Source organism: Agathobaculum sp., from assembly GCF_034098985.1.
Lineage (GTDB): Bacteria > Bacillota > Clostridia > Oscillospirales > Butyricicoccaceae > Agathobaculum.
Window position 1 is genome coordinate 1 of sequence record NZ_JAXEOA010000019.1, and the last position, 22750, is coordinate 22750.

19 protein-coding genes are annotated in these 22750 nt (G+C 58.3%); all 19 read left to right on the plus strand.

Features of this window, described 5'->3' with window-relative positions; all coding sequences use genetic code 11:
* The first annotated feature begins 484 nt into the window (after positions 1-484).
* Complete coding sequence (locus tag SO058_RS06100; protein ID WP_320842102.1) at positions 485-2569, plus strand: elongation factor G; 2085 nt, start codon at positions 485-487, stop codon at positions 2567-2569.
* Between the two features lie 138 nt (positions 2570-2707).
* Positions 2708-3913 carry an FprA family A-type flavoprotein gene (locus SO058_RS06105; protein ID WP_320842103.1) on the plus strand — a complete coding sequence of 402 codons (1206 nt, stop codon included), beginning with the start codon at positions 2708-2710 and terminating at the stop codon, positions 3911-3913.
* 75 nt (positions 3914-3988) lie between these two features.
* Positions 3989-4480, plus strand: a complete 492-nt coding sequence (locus SO058_RS06110) for a DUF4830 domain-containing protein (protein WP_320842104.1) — start codon at positions 3989-3991, stop codon at positions 4478-4480.
* A 196-nt stretch (positions 4481-4676) separates the two neighbouring features.
* Complete coding sequence (locus SO058_RS06115) at positions 4677-5429, plus strand: pseudouridine synthase (RefSeq protein ID WP_320842105.1); 753 nt, start codon at positions 4677-4679, stop codon at positions 5427-5429.
* A 217-nt stretch (positions 5430-5646) separates the two neighbouring features.
* Positions 5647-6738, plus strand: coding sequence for a PucR family transcriptional regulator (locus SO058_RS06120; protein WP_320842106.1), 1092 nt, complete (start codon positions 5647-5649; stop codon positions 6736-6738).
* 174 nt (positions 6739-6912) lie between these two features.
* A complete protein-coding gene (gene ftsE, locus SO058_RS06125; RefSeq protein WP_320842107.1) occupies positions 6913-7602 on the plus strand; it encodes a cell division ATP-binding protein FtsE in 690 nt (229 codons plus the stop codon).
* Entirely contained in the window at positions 7589-8473 is an 885-nt protein-coding gene (ftsX, locus tag SO058_RS06130; protein WP_320842108.1) for a permease-like cell division protein FtsX, read from the plus strand. Before ftsE ends, ftsX begins: the two co-directional genes overlap by 14 nt.
* 28 nt (positions 8474-8501) lie before the next feature.
* Complete coding sequence (locus SO058_RS06135; protein WP_320842109.1) at positions 8502-9680, plus strand: murein hydrolase activator EnvC family protein; 1179 nt, start codon at positions 8502-8504, stop codon at positions 9678-9680.
* A 70-nt stretch (positions 9681-9750) separates the two neighbouring features.
* Entirely contained in the window at positions 9751-10908 is a 1158-nt protein-coding gene (locus SO058_RS06140; RefSeq protein ID WP_320842110.1) for a S41 family peptidase, read from the plus strand.
* Positions 10909-11038: 130 nt separating this feature from the next.
* Positions 11039-11512 (plus strand): transcription elongation factor GreA, encoded by a 474-nt coding sequence (gene greA, locus SO058_RS06145; RefSeq protein ID WP_320842111.1) that lies wholly within the window; start codon positions 11039-11041, stop codon positions 11510-11512.
* Positions 11513-11554: 42 nt separating this feature from the next.
* Positions 11555-13063, plus strand: a complete 1509-nt coding sequence (gene lysS, locus SO058_RS06150; protein ID WP_320842112.1) for a lysine--tRNA ligase — start codon at positions 11555-11557, stop codon at positions 13061-13063.
* Between the two features lie 132 nt (positions 13064-13195).
* Positions 13196-14509, plus strand: a complete 1314-nt coding sequence (locus SO058_RS06155; protein WP_320842113.1) for a TrkH family potassium uptake protein — start codon at positions 13196-13198, stop codon at positions 14507-14509.
* Between the two features lie 32 nt (positions 14510-14541).
* Complete coding sequence (locus tag SO058_RS06160; RefSeq protein ID WP_320842114.1) at positions 14542-15198, plus strand: potassium channel family protein; 657 nt, start codon at positions 14542-14544, stop codon at positions 15196-15198.
* A complete protein-coding gene (locus tag SO058_RS06165) occupies positions 15195-15980 on the plus strand; it encodes a TrmH family RNA methyltransferase (protein ID WP_320842115.1) in 786 nt (261 codons plus the stop codon). Before SO058_RS06160 ends, SO058_RS06165 begins: the two co-directional genes overlap by 4 nt.
* Complete coding sequence (dprA, locus tag SO058_RS06170; RefSeq protein ID WP_320842116.1) at positions 15977-17200, plus strand: DNA-processing protein DprA; 1224 nt, start codon at positions 15977-15979, stop codon at positions 17198-17200. The genes SO058_RS06165 and dprA overlap by 4 nt, the downstream gene beginning before the upstream one ends.
* A gap of 78 nt (positions 17201-17278) precedes the next feature.
* Complete coding sequence (gene topA / locus SO058_RS06175; protein ID WP_320842117.1) at positions 17279-19627, plus strand: type I DNA topoisomerase; 2349 nt, start codon at positions 17279-17281, stop codon at positions 19625-19627.
* On the plus strand, positions 19620-20924 hold the full coding sequence (trmFO, locus tag SO058_RS06180) for a methylenetetrahydrofolate--tRNA-(uracil(54)-C(5))-methyltransferase (FADH(2)-oxidizing) TrmFO (protein ID WP_320842118.1): 1305 nt from the start codon (positions 19620-19622) through the stop codon (positions 20922-20924). Before topA ends, trmFO begins: the two co-directional genes overlap by 8 nt.
* Complete coding sequence (gene plsX, locus SO058_RS06185) at positions 20921-21943, plus strand: phosphate acyltransferase PlsX (RefSeq protein ID WP_320842119.1); 1023 nt, start codon at positions 20921-20923, stop codon at positions 21941-21943. Before trmFO ends, plsX begins: the two co-directional genes overlap by 4 nt.
* Before the next feature lie 32 nt (positions 21944-21975).
* Entirely contained in the window at positions 21976-22647 is a 672-nt protein-coding gene (gene rnc, locus SO058_RS06190; protein WP_320842120.1) for a ribonuclease III, read from the plus strand.
* Positions 22648-22750 lie beyond the last annotated feature (103 nt).

Sequence of the window (22750 nt, forward strand, 5' to 3'; positions counted from 1 at the left end):
TTATAATAACTCAGACCCCAATTTAATTAAATTGGGGGTGGGCCTATTTTACGCGCCCCACGCCTGTTTGGTTTTTATCGGGATCAAAGAGAGAAAAAGAGGAGGAAGATTATATAGGGATCAGAGAGAGGACGGAAAATACCGCCAGCGCCAGCATGAGCACGGCAGCAGCCGTAGCGAGATAAGCCCGTGTCATATCCATCCCTCCCAAGTCCTTATACTATTAAGACGCTTCAGACCCGGTTTTGGTGACAAAAAACTATGTGATTTCTGAAAATTCATCGGATTGCATAAATGAAGGAGATGATTCTTGTGCAGATTGCAAAATGGTTACAAGAATCGTGTCTGAATGCGTAAGCTTCATAAAGTTGCACAAAAAACCGCTTGCGTACATGGAGAAACTCGTGTATAATAACAAACAGGGAGTTCATCCCGAGACAATGCCGCCCGCATCAGGCGCGCGGGCAAGGGAGTGTTATAACAAATGGCCAATTATCCGGTTAATAAGATCCGTAACGTATGTCTGATGGGTCACGGCGGCGACGGCAAGACCTCGCTGGTTGAGAGCCTGCTTAATATCGCGGGCGTAACCGCACGCGTCGGCAAGATCACAGACGGCAATACCGTTTGCGATTTTGATCCCGAGGAGACCAAACGCCAGTTTTCGATATCGACCGCAGTCGCGCCCGTCGAATGGGGCGGCTGTAAGATCAACCTGCTCGACACGCCCGGTTTCTTCGATTTTGAGAGCGAAGTCAATTGCGCGATGCGCGTGGCCGAGTCCGCATTGATCGTGTGCACGGGCAAGGACGGCCCGGGCGTCGGCACAGAAAAAGCATGGGAGCGCTGCCAAAAATACGGCATGCCCCGCATGTTCTACATCTCCAAGATCGACGAGGAAAATTCGGATTACTATACCTCGCTGCATAAGCTGCAAAAGCAGTTCGGCGTATCGGTCGCTCCAATCGTCGTGCCGATTTTTGAGGGCAACCGCGATACGGTCGGCGTTGTCGACTGCGTTATCCGCAAGGCCTATAAGATGAACGGCAGCGAGCGCGTGGAGATCCCGATCCCGGAAAACATGGTCGATAAGGTCAACCAGCACCGCGCGGCGCTGTGCGAAAATGTCGCCGAGCTGTCGGAAGAGCTGATGGAACGCTATTTCGCAGGCGAGGAATTTTCGGATGAAGAGCTGATCGCCGGCATCCGTCAGGGTGTGCGAGATCTGGTAATCGCGCCCGTATTCTGCGGCACGGCGGTCACCGGTATCGGCTCGTACGCTATTTTGAAAGGCATTGCGGATTATATGCCGTCGCCCGATGAAAAGCCCGCCGAGGTCTGTGAGGACGAAAAGGGCGAGCTGATCGAGATCACCTGCACGCCCAACGGTTCGGCCTGCGCGTTCGTCTTTAAGACGGTCGCCGACCAATATGGCCGCTTCTCGTATTTCAAGGTCATGTCGGGCGAGGTTAAGCAGGATATGACGCTGGTCAACAAGCGCGCCGACGCGAATGAAAAAATGGCGCATATCTATTCGGTCTGCGGTAAAAAGACAACCGAAGTCCCGGTGATCGGCTGCGGCGATATCGGCGCGGTCTCCAAGCTGGTGACAACCAAGACGGGCGACACGCTTTCGATGTCGGTTCGAAAGGTCGAGCTCGACCCGATCGAGATCGCCCCGCCGTGCTACACACAGGGCATCGCGGCCAAGGTCAAGGGCGTGGAAGAGAAAATTTCGGCCGGCCTGTCCCGTCTGCGGGACGAGGACCCCTCTTTTGAGACCGAGTTTAACCCCGAAACCAAACAGCACACCATTTCGGGCGCGGGCGACATCCAGCTCGACGTGCTGTGCGCCAAGCTGCGCGATAAATTCGGCGTCGAGGTCGAGCTGACCGCGCCGATCGTGCCGTACCGCGAGAAGATCCGCAAAAAGGTTTCGGTCGAAGGCAAGCACAAAAAACAGTCGGGCGGCCATGGGCAATACGGCCATGTCAAGATGGACTTCGAGCCGTACGCCGAGGGCGATTACCTGTTTGAAGAAAAGATCTTTGGCGGCAGCGTGCCGAAAAACTTCCACCCGGCGGTCGATAAGGGCATCCGTGAGGCCATGGAGCACGGCGTTTTGGCCGGCTATCCGCTTGTCGGCCTGCACGCGGTGCTGACCGACGGCTCGTATCATGACGTTGACTCCAACGAGCTTTCGTTCAAGATGGCGGCGCGCCTCGCCTATAAGGCGGGCATCCCGCAGGCCAGTCCGGTGCTGCTCGAGCCGATCTGCTCGATGAAGGTCGTCGTGCCGGATTCGTACATGGGCGACGTGATCGGCGATCTCAACAAGCGCCGCGGCCGTATCATGGGCATGAACCCGATTGAGGGCGGCAAGCAGGAAATCCTGGCCGAATGCCCGATGGCCGAACTGTCCGATTATGCGATCACCTTGCGTTCAATGACGCAGGGACGCGGCTCGTTTGTATCGAATTTTGAGCGGTACGATGAAGCGCCTGCGCCGGTGCAGGAAAAGGTCATCGCGGAGAACAAGGCGCGCCTCGAAGCGCTGGATAAGGAATAAAATAAAACAAAACCGGCTGCTTTTGCGGCCGGTTTTTTTGTATATTGCCGATAGTTGGGCACACTGGACTTGTACCCGTCTGCGTGTTATAATTTTAACAGAATCAACCCACATATTATTATTGGAGGTGCCGCAGCCATGCACTGCACGAGAAACATTCAAGACGACCTCGTTTATATCGGCGGAAGCGACCGCCGCCTTTCACGCTTTGAGAATTTATTCCCCATTCCGCGCGGCGTGTCCTATAACAGCTATGTTTTGCTCGACGACAAGACCGTGCTGTTTGACACGGCGGACGAAGCGGTAGGCCGCCTGTTCTTTGAAAATCTGGAGTATGCGCTCGGCGGACGCAGCCTCGACTATCTGGTGGTACACCATATGGAGCCCGATCATTGTGTGCTGCTCGGCGAGGTATTGCACCGCTGGCCCGAGCTCAAGCTGGTGTGCAGCGCGAAAGCGCTTTCGATGATCGGTCAGTTTTTTCCGCTCGATGTGGCCGACCGCACGCTGGTCGTCGGCGAGGGGGACAAGCTTTCCACCGGCCGCCATATGCTGCATTTCTTTATGGCGCCGATGGTGCATTGGCCCGAAGTCATGGTGACCTATGACGAAATGAGCAAAACGCTGTTTACCGCAGATGCGTTCGGCGTGTTCGGCGCGCTCGCGGGCAATATTTTCGACGATGAGATCGATTTCGACAGCGCATGGCTGGCTGACGCCCGCCGCTATTATGCGAATATCTGCGGCAAATACGGCGCGCAGGTGCAGGCGGTGCTCAAGAAAGCGGCCGCGCTCGATATTGCGGCCATCTGCCCGCTGCACGGCCCGGTCTGGCGCACAAATCCCGGCCTGCTGATCGAGAAATACGAAAAGTGGAGCACATATGAGCCCGAGGAGCCCGCGGTTGTCATTCTGTACGCCACAATGTACGGCAACACCGAAAACGCGGCTAGCGTGCTTGCGTCGCGGCTCGCGGATCGGGGCGTGCGCAACCTTGCGATGTACGATGTTTCCGATGTCGACGTTTCTTATCTTGTGGCCGAGGTGTTCCGGTGCAGCCATCTGGTGCTGGCCGCGCCGACCTATAACGGCGGTCTGCATCCCCGTATGGAAACGCTACTGGCCGATATGAAGGCTCTTTCTGTGCAGAACCGCACGGTAGCGCTCATCGAAAACGGCACATGGGCTCCGGTCTCCGGCCGCCATATGGCGGCGCGCCTCGCGGAAATGAAAAACATGACGCTGCTCGACGGCACCGTAACTCTGAAATCGTCTGGCGGCGGCCTCCAACTGGAGGGGCTCACTGCGCTTGCGGAGACGATCGCGGCGCAGCTTCAGCAGTAAAAATTTGTCCCGCCGTGGTTCTGCTTTGTCCACCTGCCGCATAGGATAGACCAAGCAAGGGCAGGAGGGACGAGAATGATCGTTTATGCAACCAAATTATCGGTAAAAAAAGCGATAGCGGGCGTGCTGGTGATCGGTGCTGTCGTCTGGGGCGTGACCGCGCTCGTACCCAAGGCGGTCGAAACGGCCGGCACGGAAACAGCGGCAGCAGCGACCGAAGGGCTGGACGCCAAGCTCAAAAACAACGAGCAGCGCGTTGCGCTTCTGGAGAGCTTTGGCTGGAAAGTCAATCCCGAGCCGCGCAGCGAACGGGAAGTGCAGATTCCCAAAGTGTTTGACGAGACCTATGAGGCCTACAACGCCATCCAGATCGACCAAGGGCTTGACTTGACGCCGTATCAGGGGAAGCGCGCCATGCTGTATACCTACGAGCTGACCGAATACCCGACCGGCGCCGAGGGCGTGATCGCCAATCTGCTGGTCCGCAAAAACAAGCTGATCGCAGCCGACATCAGCGCAGCCGAAGCCGATGGCTTTGTCCACGGCATTACGCAAATGCCTGAATGAGAAAAGACCCCGCCAATCGGCGGGGCCTTTTGTTTTCTGTAGGGAGCCCTCAGCGTTTTCGCCCAAAAGCGGGCACGGTTTTTTGGTATGTCTCTTTTAAGTTCATTGGAAATGCACTTTTTTTGTGATTGCCTATTGTGCAACATGCAAAAAAGTGATATGCTATATCCATCAATCGATTGTCGGGAGGCACAAAATGCCGGGAATGCGTTTGGATAAGCTGCTCACGCATATGAACTGCGGCAGCCGCCGCGAGGTCGCTGCGTGGGTGCGCGCCGGACGGGTGGCGGTGGACGGTTTAATCTGCCGCGATCCTGCATATAAGGTCGATCCCGATAGAGCCTGCGTCCTGCTGGATGGACAGATACAAGCATACCGTGCGCAGCGGTATCTGATGCTGAATAAGCCGGCGGGCGTTATCACGGCATCCAGCGACCCGCGTCATCGGACGGTGCTCGACCTTATTCCGGAAAGCGAACGGCGGGGGCTGTTCGCGGTCGGCCGTCTGGATAAGGACACCGAAGGTCTGCTTCTGCTAACTACGGACGGTGCATTCAGCCACGCGCTGATGGCGCCCGGCAAACACGTCGAAAAGGAATATCTGGCCGAAATCGAAGGTACGCCTGCGGCCGATGCCGCAGAGCGGTTCGCCCAGGGGATCGTGCTGAAGGATGGTACGGTATGCCGTCCGGCGGGGCTTGAGCCAGTGCCGGAGGCTGCGGTGCAGACCGTGCGCGTGACGCTTTGCGAGGGGAAATACCATCAAGTTAAGCGCATGCTGTGGGCGGTGGGCTGTGAAGTGACGCGGCTGAAGCGCCTGCGCGTTGGCCCGCTTCGGCTGGATGGGGCGCTCGCGCCCGGCGCTTTCCGGGACCTTTCGGCAGAAGAACTGTCGTCCTTTGGACTTCCTGTGATGGGGCAAACAGGCATAGAGATATCGAAAAAATAAAATTCTACAAATAAAATTGAAAAAATTTGTACAAATCTGTTGACGCTTGTGATATAATTACTTAAAATGCACAGGGTTGTCGGCTGATTCTTGTGTAGATTGATGATGGATCCACGGCAGCCGGCACATCGTGCGGACTGTGTGCCGTCTATCCAGCCAATGGGCTGGTGCCACTGTAGAAGAGGGAGTAAGAAAACAGACGGGAAAGGTGATGGAAATGGCTTCAAGATTGTTCCAGTCGATTATTTTACAAATGAAAGACACGGTGGACCGTACGATCGGCATTGTCGATGCGAGCGGCGCTGTCGTCGCGTGCACCGATTTGCCGCGCATTGGCGAAATGCGCGAGGAAGCAATCACCGAGCTTGGCTTCGCGGGGGAAATGGTGCGCTTCGGCGGCTACACATACCATATGACAGGCGAGCGGTCGACCCGTTTGGAATACGCTGTTTTCGTGCAGGGCGAGGATGAGCTGGCGCGCAGTATCTGTTCGCTGGTTTCTGTCGCGATCAACAACATTAAAACGCTGTATGATGAAAAGCACGACAAAGCGACTTTTGTCAAAAACATCATTCTGGACAATATCCTGCCCGGCGATATTTACATCAAATCCCGCGAACTCCACTTTGGAAACGACGTGCCGCGCGTGGTGTTTCTCGTGCGCCAGCAGGCGCCGGGCGACGTCGCCGCGATCGACGTGGTGACCGGGCTGTTCCCTGATAAGCAGAAGGATTTTGTGCTGCATATCTCCGAGAGCGATATCGTCGTGGTCAAGGAGGTCAAGGCGGGGAGCGAGATCAAGGATCTGAGCAAGATCGCCGTGTCCATCGAAGAGGCGCTGGAGAGCGAGCTGTCCATCAAATGCCTCATCGGCATCGGTTCGGTTTCCGCGCAGATGAAAGACATTGCCAAATCGTTTAAAGAAGCGCAGACTGCGATCGAGGTCGGCGGCGTTTTCGATACCGAAAAAAACATTATCAGCTTTGAGAATCTGGGCATCGGCCGTCTGATTTATCAGCTGCCGATCACCCTTTGCGAAATGTTCCTGACCGAGGTTTTCAAAAAAGGCTCGATCGATTCGCTTGACCAGGAGACGCTGTTCACTATCCAGAAGTTCTTTGAAAACAATCTGAACGTTTCCGAAACCTCGCGTAAGCTGTTCGTACACCGCAACACGCTGGTCTACCGGCTGGAGAAGATCAAAAAACTGACCGGACTGGACCTGCGTGAGTTTGACCATGCCATCGTCTTTAAAGTTGCGCTTATGGTGCGCAAATATCTCGCCAGCCGTGAGGAAAGCGTGCGCTGAGAAGCTGGAAAGTTTCCACGCCCTTGCCGAAAACGGTCTGGTACGCGCCGCATTTGGCAGGGATTGTCGACTTGCGCGGCGGGAAAAAACCTGTTATAATAGACAAAGGTGCGTGCCAAACGCGCGCCTTTGTCTTTTTTTGTAAATCCGAACGCTTTCGGGGAGGATTCATCTGTGATACGAATGACTAACGCCACCGTGGTGTACGATAACGGCACCCGTGCGGTCAATAAAGCCAGCCTGCGGATCGACGAGGGCGAGTTTGTCTTTTTGGTCGGCGCGTCGGGCTCGGGCAAAACGACGATGATCAAGCTGCTGACCGCTGAGGTGCGGCCGACCGAGGGTCGTGTGCTGGTCAACAACTATAACATCGGCGAGATGAAAAAGCGCGAGATCCCGTATCTGCGCCGCACGCTGGGCGTGGTCTTTCAGGATTTCCGCCTCATTAATAATAAGACGGTCTACGAAAACGTCGCGTTCGCCATGCGCACGATCGGTGCGAAAACCAAGGCGATCCGCCAGCGCGTGCCTTATGTGCTCGAGCTGGTCGACCTGGCGGACAAGGCGAACGAAAAGCCGATGAACCTTTCGGGCGGCGAGCAGCAGCGCGTGGCGATCGCGCGCGCGCTGGTCAACAATCCCCGTCTGATCATCGCCGACGAACCGACAGGCAACCTCGACCCCGCGCGGTCACTCGAACTGATGACGCTGTTCGAGAAGATCAATGAGCTGGGCACGACCGTGCTGATCGTGACGCACGAAAAGGGCCTTGTCGACGAGTTTGAGAAGCGCGTGGTCGTCATCGACCAGGGCGAAGTCATCAGCGACCAGACAGGTGGGTACTATAATTATGAGAAGTTTTAGTTATTACTGCAAAGAGGGTTTCCGCAATGTCTTCAAACATGGCTTCATGAGCTTTGCAGCGATCGTGATCATGCTCGCGTGCCTGCTGGTGACTGGAACGGTCATGCTGCTTGCGCATAACATCAATTTGAGCATCGTCACACTGCAAAAGTCCAACGAGGTCATCGCGTTTATTGATGAAAGCCTGACCATGCGCGAAGCAAAGGCGCTGGGCACCGAATTTAACCAGATCGAGAATATAGCCAGCATCAAGTTTGAATCGCGTGACCAGGCGTTGGAGGATTACCGCATTGAGCTGGGCGACGACGCCTATATCCTCGATTCGTATGATTCGGGTAATAATCCGCTGCGAAACAGCTTCCGGTTCACGCTCAAGGATCCGACGATCGCCGAACAGACGATCGAGGAGATCAACGCGGTTTCCGGCGTGGCCCGCGTCAACGCGGACGAGACCACGATCGCCGCGCTGGTCCGGGTGCAGAACGTGTTCAATATCGTTGCGTTGGCAATGGTGATCGCGCTGGCGCTCATTTCGATCTTTATCATTTCCAACACAGTCAAGCTCGCGATGTTCGCGCGCCGTGAGGAGATTTCGATCCAGAAGATGGTGGGCGCGACCAACTGGTTCATCCGCTGGCCGTTCGTCATTGAGGGCATGATCATTGGTTTGGTCGCAGGCGGGCTCGCGTTTTTCGCACAGTGGGGCGTGTACGCCGAGATGACCAACATCGCGTCCGGCGTGATCCCATATTTCAAGATCGTCCCGTTTGACGGGCTTCGCTGGTTTGTGCTCGCCGTGTTTATGGGCGCGGGCCTGCTGTTCGGTATTGGCGGTTCGGTCACCAGCATCCGCCGTTTCATGAATGTTTAAATCTGAGCGATTGGAGTGATTTGCAGTTATGATGAGCAAAAAAACTGTCCGCGTCATTTCGGCGGTGATCGCCGCGATCCTAGTCGGCGCGATGGTGTTCGGGATGCTGGCCTCCGGCCTCAGCTTCGCGGGTGCGGCCGATGCGGACGAACTGAAAGATAAGCTTTCTTCCCTGGAGGATCAGAAAGCCTCGGTCAAGGCACAGATCGCTGAGCTGACGGAACAGGCCAAGGACGTGGAGGCAACACGGCAGGCACTGCAAAGCGAGATCGATTTGACCAAGGAAGAGATCTCGACGGTAGAAGCCTACATTGAACGCCTGCAGCAGCAGATCGATGTTAAGACCGCCGAGCTTGAAGTGGCTGAGCAGCAGCTGACGGAAAAAGAGGATGAGTTCGCGCTTGCCGTCCGCACCACCTATGAGCAGGGCGATTCCACTTATCTGCAAATTCTGCTTAATTCTTCGAGCTTTTCCAATATGCTCAAGCGTATTGAGATCGTCAGCCAGCTGCTTGAGCACAACAAGCAGGTGGTGGCCGAATTCCAGGCGGCCAAGGAGGATATCGAGCAAAAGCGCAACGACTTGCAGGACACGCAGGACGAACAGGTGCAGTATCAGGAAAACCTGGGCTACAAGGTAGATGAGCTTGCGGCTAACGAGGCCCAGCAGGCCGCGCTGCAGGAAAGCTTGGAAGCGTATAAGGCGGAATCTGAGGCTGAGTACGACCGCATCAACAGCGAGATGAATTCGGTCTCGAACGAGATCGCGGCGCTGTCGCGGCAGTCGGCCGCTGCGGGCGGCGCAACGCTGTACAGCGGCACGTTCACCTGGCCGCTGCCCGGTTATACAAGTAATTCGAGCGCGTACGGCTGGCGTATCCATCCCATTTTCGGTACGAGAAAATTTCACTCTGGCGAGGATATCCCGGCTCCGACCGGAGCATCCATTCTTGCCGCCGCGTCCGGCACGGTCGTCACGGCTGGCTGGGTATCGGGCTACGGCAACTACACGGTCATCGACCACGGCGGCGGATATATGACGGCTTACGGTCATCAGTCCGCAATCTATGTGTCGGTCGGGCAGTCCGTTTCGGCGGGCGAGACGATCGGTGCGGTCGGTTCGACCGGCAACTCGACCGGGCCGCACCTCCACTTTGAGGTGTATGTCAACGGCGCGACGCAGAATCCAATGGATTACTTCAGCTAAGGCTTACATAGGATCAAGAGGGGGAGCGGGAGACCGTTCCCCCTGTTTTTGACGAAAGGAGGAAACCCCCTTGCGTGATAAAAAGATATCGCTTGCGACCGCGCTCGTACTGTGCCTGATGGCGGCGGCGGCCGGCATCGCGTGCTGCTACGCGCTGTTTGGCTGGCATACGCAGGCGGTGCAGGAAAAGCTGCGGGAAATCGATGCGCTGGTCGCGGAAAAATACGTGGGCGAGGTTGATGTGAAGCAGGTTGCGGATTACGCGGCGATCGGTTATCTGACCGGCCTTGACGATAAATGGTCGAGCTACATCCCTGCCGATCAGTACGCGGCGTATCAGCTTCGCAACGATGGGCAGGGCGTGGGCATCGGCGTTTCGGTCATGACCACAAAAGACAGTATCCATGTTTACGAGGTATACGACGATTCGCCTGCCCAGCAGGCGGGCATCGAAAAGGGAGACTATATTCTGGCGGCGGAGGACAAGACCATTGAAAAGGACGGGGGCGAGGCGGTCGTCGAAGCCGTGCAGGGCGAAGCGGGCACCGAGGTGACGCTGACCGTCCGCAAAGGCGAAGCGGGGGAGAGCAAAACGCTGACGATGATCCGCGCAGTTGTCACGCAGAAGATGGCGTGGGGCGAAATGCTGGACGGCAAGGTGGGCTACCTGCGCATTACGAATTTTCGAAACGGCTCGGCCGACCAATTTGACGCCGCGCTCGATACGCTGCTCGAGGATGGTGCGAAGTCCCTGATCGTAGACGTGCGGCATAACGGCGGCGGCAAGGTGAAGCAAATGAGCCAGATGCTCGACCGGCTGCTGCCCGAGGGCACCATTATGACCCTGCGGACGAAAACAGGCGCGGAGACGGTCTATGAATCGGATGCGGACATGACCGACCTGCCGGTCGCTGTACTAATCGACGAAAGCTCGATTTCGGCTGCTGAGTTTTTCGCCGCGGCACTGCAAGAATATGGGCGCGCCACGCTGGTCGGCACGCACACGACGGGCAAGGGGCGCGCGCAGCAGACCTTTGCGCTGTCCGACGGATCGGCGCTCAACCTTTCGACCGAGGAATATTTCACGCCCAAGGGCAATAACCTTGCGGATAAGGGTATCGCGCCCGATATCGAGGTCAAACTTTCCGATGAACAGCGGGCGAATTTCTACTTTTTAACGCCCGAAATCGACCCACAGCTTGCAAAAGCAGTGGAAATTCTGTCATAATAAGCGCGAAACGGGAGAAAATATGCAAAAAGCACGAGGCCTTGCTTGACATCGGGGCTGACGTTACCTATAATAAGGAGTATTGTGACGGCCGGGAGGGCCGATTTCGGAGGATAAGAAGGTTTTCGATATGGCAAAAGAATTTAAACTGACACAGGAAAGTCTGGATAAACTGAAGGACGAATTGGAATATTTAAAGACCGTGCGTGAAAAAGAAGTTGCCGAGCAGATCAAGGAAGCACGTTCGTTCGGCGACCTTTCCGAGAACTCGGAATATGACGAGGCGAAAAACGAACAGGGCAAGGTGTATTCACGCATTGCCGAACTGGAAAATATTCTGGCGCACGCGGTCGTCATCAATGAGGATCTCTACGCGGCGGATGAGGTTTCACCCGGCTGCCGCTTTGTGGTAGAGGATCTGGAGTTTGGCGACCAGGAGGAATACCACTTTGTAGGCTCTCAGGAGGCCGACCCGATGGAAGGCAAGATTTCCGACGAATCCCCGTTCGGCAAGGCCGTGCTGGGCAAAAAGGTCGGCGAGGTCGTTGAAGTGGAAGCACCGGCAGGCGTGGTACAGTATAAGGTAATAGAGATCAAGAAGTAAAGCCTGTTTGTAGAAACAGGAATTAAGGGATAGGTGAAAGATATGGCAGAACAGCAAAATCCGCAGGCCGCCGAGCCGACCGCCGAGGAGCTGCATGAACTGAAGCGCATACGCCGGGAAAAGCTCGCGGAATTGCAGCAGGCGGGCGCCGACCCGTTTGAGCAGGTCCGCTTTGAGCGCACCCATCACACCTGCGACATCCGCGATCATTTTGAGGAACTCGAGGGCAAGACCGTGCGTCTGGCCGGCCGCATGATGTCCAAACGCATCATGGGTAAAGCCTCTTTTTCGGATATGACCGATCGCTATGGCCGCTTGCAGCTTTATATCAAGCGCGACAATGTCGGCGAGGATGTGTATAAGGGTTATAAAAAGATGGATATTGGCGATATCCTCGGCGTGGAAGGCGAGGTGTTCCGCACCCAAAAGGGCGAGATTTCGGTCATGGTGCGGGAACTGACGCTGCTGTCCAAAAATTTGACGCCGCTGCCCGAAAAGTGGCACGGCCTCAAGGATACCGACATGCGCTACCGCCAGCGATATGTCGATCTGATCGTCAATCCCGAGGTGCGCGACACGTTCGAGAAACGTTCGGCCATCGTGCGAGAGATCCGTAATTTTATGGATGCGCGCGGCTTTATGGAGGTCGAGACCCCGTGCCTCAACACCATTCCGGGCGGCGCGGCGGCGCGTCCGTTTATCACGCACCATAACGCGCTCGATATCGATATGTACATGCGCATCGCGACCGAACTGCACTTAAAGCGCCTGATTGTCGGCGGCTTGGAGCAGGTCTATGAGATCGGCCGTATTTTCCGCAACGAGGGCATGGACACCAAGCATAACCCCGAATTTACAACGATCGAGCTTTACCAGGCTTATACCGACTATAACGGCATGATGGATATCACCGAGGACATGGTCGTGCACGTGTGCGAGGCCGTGCTCGGCACCACCAAGGTGACCTATCAGGGCACGGAGATCGACTTCTCCAAGGGCTGGAAGCGCACGACGATGGCGGACGCGGTCAAGCAATACGCAGGGCTGGACTTCATGGCCATGAGCCCGGAGGAGGCGCTCGCCGCGGTCAAAGCCAAGGGCGTGGAGACCGAAAAAGGCAAGGAGAGCTGGGGCGACCTGCTCGCGCTTTGCTATGACGAATATGTGGAGGAAAACCTCGTGCAGCCGACATTTATCACCGACTATCCGGTGGAGGTGTCGCCGCTGGCCAAGCGCAAGCCGACCGATGCGCGGCTGACCGAGCGCTTTGAATGCTTTGTCTGCGGCCGTGAGCTGTGCAACGCGTTTTCCGAACTCAACGACCCGATCGACCAGAAGCAGCGCTTTGAACGCCAAGTTGCGCTGCGCGCTGCGGGGGACGATGAGGCCAATATGATGGACGATGATTTCGTCAATGCGCTTGAATACGGCATGCCCCCCACAGGCGGCATGGGCATGGGCATCGACCGTCTGGTCATGTTCCTGACCGATTCTGCGTCGATCCGCGATGTTTTGCTGTTCCCGACGATGAAGCCGCTTGGCATGGACTAAAAACATTTCCAAAGCCTGAACGCTTCCCGTTCAGGCTTTCGGCATATTACTCGAGAGGAGGGGACGGGCACGAACCGCCTGTTTCTGCTGCTGCACCGGCCGGACCGCAAAGCCGTCCGGCCGACGACCGTTATGGCGCTCGGTTTTCTCTGTATCATCCTGCTCGGCGCGATGCTGCTGTCGCTGCCCGCAGCCGCGCGGGACGGCGAGCCGACAAGGTTTTTTGATGCGCTGTTCACGGCAACCTCGGCCACATGTGTGACCGGGCTGGTCACACTCGACACGGCGACACATTGGTCCGGGTTCGGCCATGCGGTCATCCTGCTGCTGATCCAGGTCGGCGGGCTGGGCTTTATGACGCTGGCCTCGATCGCGTCCTTTCTGCTGCGCCGCACCTTTACGCTGCGCGAACGCATGGTGATGTCCGCCGGCCTCAATTTGACCGAAAACGCGGGCATTGTCCGCCTGACCCGCCGGGTGCTGTTTGGAACGATCGCATTTGAAAGCGTCGGCGCCGTTGTGCTCGCCTGTCGGTTCGTGCCGCGCTTCGGCGCATGGAAAGGCATCAAAATGGGTATTTTCCATTCGGTTTCCGCGTTTTGCAACGCGGGCTTCGATTTGATGGGTACGCCCGACGTGCAGTTCCCCTCGGTCACCGGATATATTTCCGACCCAGTGGTCAATCTGACGCTGATGGCGCTTATCGTGATCGGCGGGTTGGGCTTTTTTGTATGGGGTGATGTTTACGACAACCGACGGCATCCCCACCGTCTGCGCCTGCACACCAAACTGGTGCTGACGACGACCGGTGTGCTGCTCGCTATCGGCTTTTTGATGACGCTGGTGTTTGAATGGTCGAACCCAGGTACGCTTGGTCCGCTAAAAACGGGGGATAAGCTTCTAGCCGCCGCGTTCCAGTCGGTCACGCTGCGCACCGCTGGCTTCAATACCATCGATCAGGCCGCATTGTCCGGGCCGTCGCAGGCGGTCGCATGCTTCCTGATGCTGATCGGCGGGTCGCCCGGGTCGACCGCCGGCGGTATCAAAACAGTCACCGCCGCCGTGCTGCTGCTGACAACATTGTCCGCCCTGCGCGGACGGACGACGGTCTCGGCGTTTGGACGGACGATCGCGTCGCGCGGCGTTATGAACGCAGTGACGATGCTGGTCGTCGGCGTGGTGACCAGCTTGGCCGGCGCGTGCGCCATTTCCTACTGGGAGGCCGCGCCGTTCCATCAGTGTTTGTTTGAGGCAATCTCGGCGTTCGGCACAGTCGGACTGTCGATGGGACTGACACCGACGCTTGGTCTGGCTTCGCGCCTCGTATTGGTTCTTCTGATGTATCTCGGACGCGTAGGCATCCTAACGCTGGGTGTCGCCGTGTTGATGCGGCACAGAGAGCCGCCTAAAATGCACTACCCGGAAGGGCAGGTCATGGTAGGCTGATTAAAAATTTGCATAAGAATGAGGGATAGAGGATGAAATCCTTTCTGATAATCGGATTGGGACGATTTGGCACCGCGGTCGCGCGCGAACTGTCTTTGCTGGGGCAGGAAGTCTTGGCGCTTGATGAGGACGCGGACAATGTGCAGCGCATTGCGGACGATGTGACGCAGGCCATCGTGGGCGATGCGCGGGACGAGGCCGTGCTGCGTTCGGTCGGCGCGCGCAATTTTGACTGCTGCGTGGTCGCGGTAGCGACCGATATGGAAGCCAGCGTGCTGATTACGGCAATCCTCAAAGACTTGGGCGCCAAGCATGTGGTTGCCAAGGCGCAAAGTCCGGTGCACGCACGCGTGCTCGAGCGCATCGGCGCGGACCGCGTCGTACTGCCGGAAAGCGAAATGGGGCAGCGGCTGGCGCAGCGCCTGTCCCGCACCAACGTTGTGGACTTTATCGGCGTGTCGGACGATTTTTCCATTGTTGAGCTGCATCCGCCCAAGGCATGGGTCGGACACTCACTGGGAGAACTGAATATCCGCGCGAAATTTCTGATCAATGTGCTTGCCATCCGGCATGGCGCGGGCGGCCATGTCGATGTGACGCCGGCGGTCGACCAGATCATTCAGGCGGATGACATGCTGATCGTGATCGGCACCAATGAAAACGTCAATAAGGTGGTCGAGCTGAATTGACCAGAATTGAAAGCCGGCAGAATGCAACGCTCAAGCATTTGCAGCGGCTGCGCCGGGAAAAGAAATACCGCAAGACGTGCGGCGAGATGCTGTGCGAGGGCGGTAAAATGCTGGAAGAGGCGCTGCGCTCAGGGGCGGACGTCCGCAACGTTCTCGTGCGCGCGGACGCGCCGCTGCCGGACGGCGCGCGGCAGGCCGAGGCGCGAGGCGCGCGCCTGTTTGATGCGCCTGAAGCGTTGTTTTCGCTGGCAAGTGATGTGGAAACGCCGCAGGACGTGGTGTTTTCCTGCGCGTGCCCCCATTGGGGCACGGACGCGCTGACGGCTGCCGACCGCGTGCTGCTGCTCGAAGGGCTGCAGGACCCGGGCAACCTTGGCACGATCTTACGAACCGCCGAAGCGTTCGCGCTTGGCGCCGTCGTATTGTGCGAAGGTTGCGCAGACCCCTTTTCGCCCAAGGTCGTCCGCGCGACGATGGGGGCGGTGTTCCGCATGCCGTGCGTGTTTCTGCCGCTCACAGAAGCGGCATGCCGGCTGCGCGAAAACGGACTGCCGGTCTATGCGACCGCGCTGCACGAGGACAGCGAGCCGCTTTGCTCAGTGCCGCTGTCCCGCGCCGCAGTCATCATCGGCAGCGAGGGGCGGGGCGTGTCGCCGCAGGCGCTCGCGCTGGCGGACAGGCATGTCGTTATTCCGATGGCGGGGCGCGCTGAATCGCTGAACGCGGGCGTTGCCGCCGCGATTGTGATTTATGAAATGACAAAAGGGGGAAGCGGTAAATGAGCGTGCGTGAAAGCTTTCTCTGGCTGTCCCGGAAAAACAGCGTCGGCGCGGGGACAGCGGCCGATCTGCTGCGGATCTTTGGCTCGGCCGAGGCCGTCTACGCGGCGGATCGCGAGCGGTTTGCAACGTGCGGCTGCCCGCTGACCAAACGGCAGGTCGACGCGCTTTGCGACAAAGACCTCGATGAAGCCGCCAGAATATTGGAGGCCTGCGCGCATAAAGGGATTTCGGTTCTGACGATAGCGGATACGGCCTATCCGGACCGTCTGCGCGCGATCGCCGACCCGCCGCTGGTGCTCTATGTGCGCGGCAGCTGGCCGGACTTTGACGCGATCCCGGCGATCGCTGTCGTCGGCACCCGGAAATCGACCGGATATGGCGAGCGGATTGCGGAGAGCCTGGGCCGCGCGTTGGCGGAGGCGGGCTTTGTGGTCGTCAGCGGCATGGCGGCTGGAAACGACGCTGCCGCGCACCGCGGCGCGCTTCGCGCGGGCGGATTGACTGTCGCCTGCTTCGCGGGCGGCGTGGACGTGTGCTATCCTCCCGAAAACCAGCGGCTGATGGGCGATATCCTGCTTTCGGGTGCGATTGTCAGTGAGCAGCCGCCCGGGGAACGGCACCTGCCCGGACACTTTCACGGCAGAAACCGGATTTTAAGCGGCCTTTGCGTGGCGGCCGTTGTGGTTGAAGCCGCAGGGTCGCGTTCCGGCACGATGATCACAGCGCACGCCGCGCTCGACCAGGGGCGCGACGTGTATGCCGTGCCCGGCGCGGTCGGCGCGCCGCAGTCCGCCGGATGTAACGAGCTGATTGCGAACGGAGAAGCCGAAATCCTGACCGGTCCCGAAACGCTGATCCGCGCCTATGGCGGCCTGATGCGGAACAAACCCGATGAGCGGCTGGCCAGGCAGGCGTTTGAACGGCAGACCGGCGAGCGCCGGAAGCCGGCAGAGCTATCCGCATGGGACGAAATACAAAAACGCGAGCAGGCGGGACGGATGCGGAAAGCGGAACCTCCGCATAGCAGCCCCGCGCCGCTACCGGACACCCTGAGCCCTGAGGAGCGCCAGATCGCGGAACTAGTTGCGGCGGGCGCGTCGACCCCGGCCGAGGTGGTCGACAAGAGCGAGCTTTCCGCCGCGCGCGTCATGGCCATTCTGACGATGCTGGAGATGGACGGCGTGCTCATCCGTGAAAAAGGCGCGCTCCGTCTGCGCTAAAATTTGACAGCGCTTTCCGGACGGGTTACAATAAAGTGTCACGCGGCGTCGGCCGCTTTTTAGGAGGAAACAACAAATATGTCGAAACTTGTCATCGTGGAGTCGCCCGCTAAGGCGAAGACCATCGGCAAATATCTGGGGCCGGATTATGTGGTCAAGGCCTCGATGGGGCATCTGCGCGATCTGCCCAAGAAAAAAATGAGCATCGATTTTGAGCATGGCTTCAAGCCCGAATACGTGCCGATCGAGGGCAAGGATAAAATTATTGCCGAGCTGCGAAGCGAAGCGCGCAAGAGCGATTTCGTCTATCTCGCAACTGACCCTGACCGCGAGGGCGAGGCCATTTCGTGGCATTTGAAAGAGCTGCTGAAGCTCAAAAACGAAAAATATAAGCGCGTCACCTTTAACGAGATCACAAAACCCGCCGTCAAATACGGTATCGAGCATCCGCGTGATATTGATACCGACCTGGTGGACGCGCAGCAGGCGCGCCGCATCCTCGACCGCATCGTGGGCTATGAGTTGTCGCCGTTTTTGTGGCGCAAGGTAAAGCGCGGCCTGTCGGCGGGACGCGTGCAGTCGGTCGCCACCCGTCTGGTCGTCGACCGGGAAAATGAGATCCGCGCCTTTGAACCTGAGGAATACTGGACCATCGAGGCGCTGCTTAAAACCGAACAGGGCGGCAGCTTTTCCGCGCGTTTTCACGGTGACGCCTCGGGAAAAACCGAACTGAAGAACGAAGAGCAGGCCATGGCGGTGGTGAACGCCGTCACAGGCAAGCCGTTTGTCGTCGGCCCGGTCAAAAAGGGAAAAAAGAAAAAGTCGGCCACTGCGCCGTTTATAACGTCGACCCTGCAGCAGGAAGCCTCACGCAAGCTCAACATGACGCCCCGCCGTACCATGAGCGTGGCGCAGGAGCTGTATGAAGGCGTTGAGCTCGCGGGGATCGGGCTGACCGGCCTCATCACCTATATGCGTACCGATTCGCTCCGCTTGGCAGACGAAGCGCTGATTGCGGTCGCGGGCTTTATCCGCGGCCGGTATGGCGAGGAATATTACCCGGGCAAGCCGCGCGTGTTTAAGACCAAGTCGGGCGCACAGGACGCGCATGAAGCAATCCGCCCTTCCGACGTCAAGCTTGTACCAGAGGATATCCGGGATTCGCTTTCCCCCGACCAGTTTAAACTGTATAAGCTGATCTGGTCGCGCTTTGTCGCGTGCCAGATGGCGGACGCGATCCTGGATACGGTCTCGGCGGATATCCTGTCCGAGGGCTATGTGTTCCGCGCCTCCGGGCATACGGTGGCGTTCCCGGGCTTCACTGCGGTCTACGAAGAGGGCACGGACGACGATAAAAAGTCGGACGGCGGCAAGCCGCTTCCTGCTTTCAGCGAGGGCGACAAGCTGCAAAACGAGAAGCTAGAGCCAGCCCAACACTTTACGCAGCCGCCCGCGCGCTATACCGAGGCGTCGCTCATCCGTGCGATGGAGGAGCGCGGCATCGGCCGCCCGTCCACCTACGCGCCGACCATCTCGACCATCCTCGACCGCGATTACGTGGTCAAGGAAAACAAAGCGCTGCGTCCGACGCCGCGCGGCGAGGCGGTCACCGGGCTGCTGGTAGACAAATTCCAATCCATCGCGGATTATGAATTTACCGCCAACATGGAAAACGAGCTTGACGAGGTCGAGGCGGGCAAAGTCGGCTATGTCGACCTGCTGCAGGAATTTTACGGCGGCTTTGAAGACGCGCTCGAACAGGCGGAGAAAGCGCTGGAGGGCCAGCGGATCAAGATCGAGGATGAAGTGACCGACGTGATCTGCGAGAAATGCGGACGCAATATGGTCATCAAGTCCGGCCGGTTCGGCAAATTTCTCGCCTGCCCGGGCTTTCCGGAGTGTACGAACACCAAGGCCATCACCGAGGACACGGGCGCGTCCTGCCCGCTGTGCGGCGCCAAGGTGGTCAAGAAAAAATCCGCGCGCGGCTATGTGTACTATGGCTGCGATAAATACCCCGACTGCAAATTCATGACTTGGGACAAGCCGCTCAAAACCAAATGCCCCGATTGCGATTCCTCGCTCTTCCGCCATACCGACCGCGATTCCAAGGAGGTCACCGACGTGTGCCTGCGCGAGGGATGCGGCTATTCCGAGTTAGTCAAGGAGGGGCTGCCGCCCGAGGAGGCCGAAAAGAACCGCCAGAGGCGCGAAGCACGTGCGGCTAAGGCAGCCGAACGCGCCGCAGCAAAGGAAGCAGCGGGCGAAACTGAAAAGAAACCGGACAAAAAAACGGCCGCCAAAAAAACAGTCGCAAAAAAGACGGCGGCAAAGAAGTCTGCTGCGAAAAAGGCGCCGGCGAAGAAAACGGCGGTTAAGAAGACGACTGCCGCACGCAAAACCAAAAAGGAAGCCGCCGATGAATAACGTGACTGTGATTGGAGCCGGATTGGCCGGCTGTGAAGCCGCGTGGCAGCTCGCGAAGCGCGGCGTTCGGGTGACGCTTCATGAAATGAAGCCCGCCCTGCGCTCCCCCGCACACCACTCGGATGATTTTGCCGAGCTGGTGTGCTCGAACTCCCTGCGTTCGGACGAACTGACCAACGCGGCGGGACTCCTAAAGGAAGAGTTGCGGCGGCTGGACAGTCTGATCCTCCGCTGTGCCGACGCGACCCGCGTCGAGGCGGGCGGTGCGCTCGCGGTCGACCGCGAGGCGTTTGCACGCGCGGTGACGGAGCAAATCAAAAGCCATCCAAACATCGAAATCGTGCCGGGCGAGGTGACGGAAATCCCGGAGGGGCGCGTCATCATCGCCACGGGCCCGCTCACCTCGGACAAGCTCTTTGAGGCCATCCACCGCAAAGTGGGCGGCGATTTCCTGCATTTTTTTGATGCGGCCGCGCCTATCGTAACCGCTGAAAGCATCGATATGGATTCTGCTTATGCCGCCTCGCGCTACGGCAAGGGCACGGCGGACTATATCAATTGCCCGTTTACCCGGGAGGAATACGATGCTTTCTGGAATGCATTGACTACGGCGGAGGAAGCCCCTGTGCACGGCTTTGAAGACAAGCTGGTGTTTGAGGGCTGTATGCCGGTCGAGGTCAACGCGCGTCGCGGCTACGATACGTTGCGCTTCGGCATTTTAAAGCCTGTCGGCCTGCCTGATCCCAAGACGGGCAAGGACCCCTACGCGGTGCTGCAGCTCCGCCGGGACAATGCGCAGGGCACGCTGTACAATCTGGTCGGCTGCCAGACGCATTTGAAATTCGGCGAGCAGAAGCGCGTGTTCTCCATGATCCCGGCGCTCCGAAACGCGGAATTTGTGCGCTATGGCGTGATGCACCGCAACACGTTTCTCGATTCGCCGCGCCTTCTGGACGCGACCTTTGCATTAAAGAGCGACCCGCGCGTGCGCTTCGCCGGACAGATGACCGGCGTGGAGGGCTATATCGAATCGACGGCCTCGGGGCTGGTGACCGGCATCGCGGCGGCCTGCGAGGAACAGGGGCGGGAAATGCCCGCGCTTGACCGGCAGACCGCAGTCGGCGCGCTGGCCAGTTATATTTCGGATCATACTGTGGCAAAATTCCAGCCGATGAATATTAATTTCGGCATTCTCGATCCGCTTGGCTATAAAATCAAGGGCAAGCGGGAGAAAAACCTCAAGATTTCCGAACGCGCGCTCGCGCGGCTCGACAGCTTAAAGGGGGATTTGACATGAAGATCATCGTGGATGCAATGGGCGGCGATAATGCGCCCGAATCGGCCGTTTGGGGCGGCGCGCTCGCGGCGAAGCAGTTCGGCGAGGAGGTCGTGCTGGTCGGCCGCGAAGAGGAAGTGCGCGCTGTTTTGCAGCAAAAGGGCATGGCGGACACGCCGGGAGTCAGCATTGTAAATGCGGTCGACGTGGTAGACATGCATGACGATCCCGCGACCGTGCTGCGCCGTAAGCCGGATTCTTCAATGGCGGTCGCGTTTAAAATGCTGAAAAGCGGCGAGGGCGACGCGCTCGTTTCCGCGGGCAACACGGGCGCGCTGCTGTCGGGCGCGACGCTGTATGGCGGCCGAATTAAGGGCATCCGCCGCGGCGCGCTCGCGCCGGTCATGCCGTGCGCTTCCGGGCAGGTCATGCTGTGCGACGCGGGCGCGAACACTGAATGCACCCCCGAATATCTGCTGCAATTCGCGTTTTTGGGCTCGCTGTATGCTGAGAAGATAAACGGCGTAAAGAATCCGCGGGTCGGTTTGGTCAACAACGGCACAGAGGACACCAAGGGCGACACACTGCGCAAAGAGACCTATAAGCTGCTGCGCGCAGCGGGCGACGCGGGACGGCTTAACTTTGTCGGCAACGTCGAGGGCAGCATGGTGCCGCTCGGCGCGTGCGACGTTGCGGTGTGCGACGGGTTTGCCGGCAACGTGATGTTAAAGACCATCGAGGGTGTGGCAAAATTCATGGCGGGCGAGATAAAAAAGGTGTTTTACCGGAACCTCGCCACCAAAATGGCCTATCTGCCCTGCAAAAAGGGCATGGACGAGTTCCGCGACCTGTTTAACCAGGATAAGATCGGCGGTGCGCCGTTCCTTGGCATTGCCAAGCCGGTCATCAAGGCACACGGCTCATCGAATGAAATGGCGGTTATGAACGCGGTGCGGCAGGCTATCGCCTATACCAAATCGGGCATGATCGAGGCGGTTTCAGAAAATATCGAGTATATGACGGTCGCCTCCGAGGGCTGAGAAGCCGCCGCGGCGGCGGGAGGAAAGCAAGCATGCTGAATATGGAGTACCAATTTAAGAACGAAACGCTGCTGAATACGGCGATGACGCATTCATCCTATGCCAACGAGCACCGCGGCAGCCATCTGCACCATAACGAACGCCTGGAATTTTTGGGCGATTCGGTGCTCGGCTTCGTCACGGCGGACTATCTGATGAACGCTTATCCGGATCTACCCGAAGGCGGGCTGACCAAGCTGCGCGCGGCGGTCGTATGCGAGGGCGCGCTGTGTGAGATTGCCAAAGAGCTTGGCATCCCGGCGCGCATCAAGCTGGGGCACGGCGAAGAGACCGGCGGCGGAAGGGAACGGCCGTCCATCTTGGCCGACGCGACCGAGGCGCTGCTGGGCGCGATCTATCTGGACGGCGGCATCGAGCCCGCACGCGCATTCGTTCTGCGCTTTATCCCGAAAAAGGTGGAGATCGCGATCGAGGGCGGCGCATTCAAAGATTATAAGACCATGCTGCAGGAGATCGTGCAAAAAAACAAGCAGGAAACGCTGGAATACCGTCTGGCGAGCGAATCCGGCCCCGACCATGACAAGCGCTTTACGATGGAGCTGCTGCTAAACTCCAACGTATTCGCCATGGGCGAGGGGCGGAGCAAAAAAGAGGCCGAGCAGATGGCGGCCAAGAAAGCGCTCGAACTGATGGGAGAGGGCTGACGCGCGCGGGCGCGGACGGGATGCCGTCCGCGCCCGCCGCCGTCTTTGCGGAAAGCGTGAACAGGCTGTAAAATTGCTGTATGCGCATTGAAAAGCAAGGCGA

What these genes read in the sequence shown, in the direction of transcription:
- SO058_RS06100 (WP_320842102.1), top strand. Translation starts at nt 485, where the DNA reads ATGGCCAATTATCCGGTTAATAAGATCCGTAACGTATGTCTGATGGGT.
- SO058_RS06105 (WP_320842103.1), top strand. Translation starts at nt 2,708, where the DNA reads ATGCACTGCACGAGAAACATTCAAGACGACCTCGTTTATATCGGCGGA.
- SO058_RS06110 (WP_320842104.1), top strand. Translation starts at nt 3,989, where the DNA reads ATGATCGTTTATGCAACCAAATTATCGGTAAAAAAAGCGATAGCGGGC.
- SO058_RS06115 (WP_320842105.1), top strand. Translation starts at nt 4,677, where the DNA reads ATGCCGGGAATGCGTTTGGATAAGCTGCTCACGCATATGAACTGCGGC.
- SO058_RS06120 (WP_320842106.1), top strand. Translation starts at nt 5,647, where the DNA reads ATGGCTTCAAGATTGTTCCAGTCGATTATTTTACAAATGAAAGACACG.
- ftsX (WP_320842108.1), top strand. Translation starts at nt 7,589, where the DNA reads ATGAGAAGTTTTAGTTATTACTGCAAAGAGGGTTTCCGCAATGTCTTC.
- SO058_RS06135 (WP_320842109.1), top strand. Translation starts at nt 8,502, where the DNA reads ATGATGAGCAAAAAAACTGTCCGCGTCATTTCGGCGGTGATCGCCGCG.
- greA (WP_320842111.1), top strand. Translation starts at nt 11,039, where the DNA reads ATGGCAAAAGAATTTAAACTGACACAGGAAAGTCTGGATAAACTGAAG.
- lysS (WP_320842112.1), top strand. Translation starts at nt 11,555, where the DNA reads ATGGCAGAACAGCAAAATCCGCAGGCCGCCGAGCCGACCGCCGAGGAG.
- SO058_RS06155 (WP_320842113.1), top strand. Translation starts at nt 13,196, where the DNA reads ATGGCGCTCGGTTTTCTCTGTATCATCCTGCTCGGCGCGATGCTGCTG.
- SO058_RS06160 (WP_320842114.1), top strand. Translation starts at nt 14,542, where the DNA reads ATGAAATCCTTTCTGATAATCGGATTGGGACGATTTGGCACCGCGGTC.
- dprA (WP_320842116.1), top strand. Translation starts at nt 15,977, where the DNA reads ATGAGCGTGCGTGAAAGCTTTCTCTGGCTGTCCCGGAAAAACAGCGTC.
- topA (WP_320842117.1), top strand. Translation starts at nt 17,279, where the DNA reads ATGTCGAAACTTGTCATCGTGGAGTCGCCCGCTAAGGCGAAGACCATC.
- trmFO (WP_320842118.1), top strand. Translation starts at nt 19,620, where the DNA reads ATGAATAACGTGACTGTGATTGGAGCCGGATTGGCCGGCTGTGAAGCC.
- plsX (WP_320842119.1), top strand. Translation starts at nt 20,921, where the DNA reads ATGAAGATCATCGTGGATGCAATGGGCGGCGATAATGCGCCCGAATCG.
- rnc (WP_320842120.1), top strand. Translation starts at nt 21,976, where the DNA reads ATGCTGAATATGGAGTACCAATTTAAGAACGAAACGCTGCTGAATACG.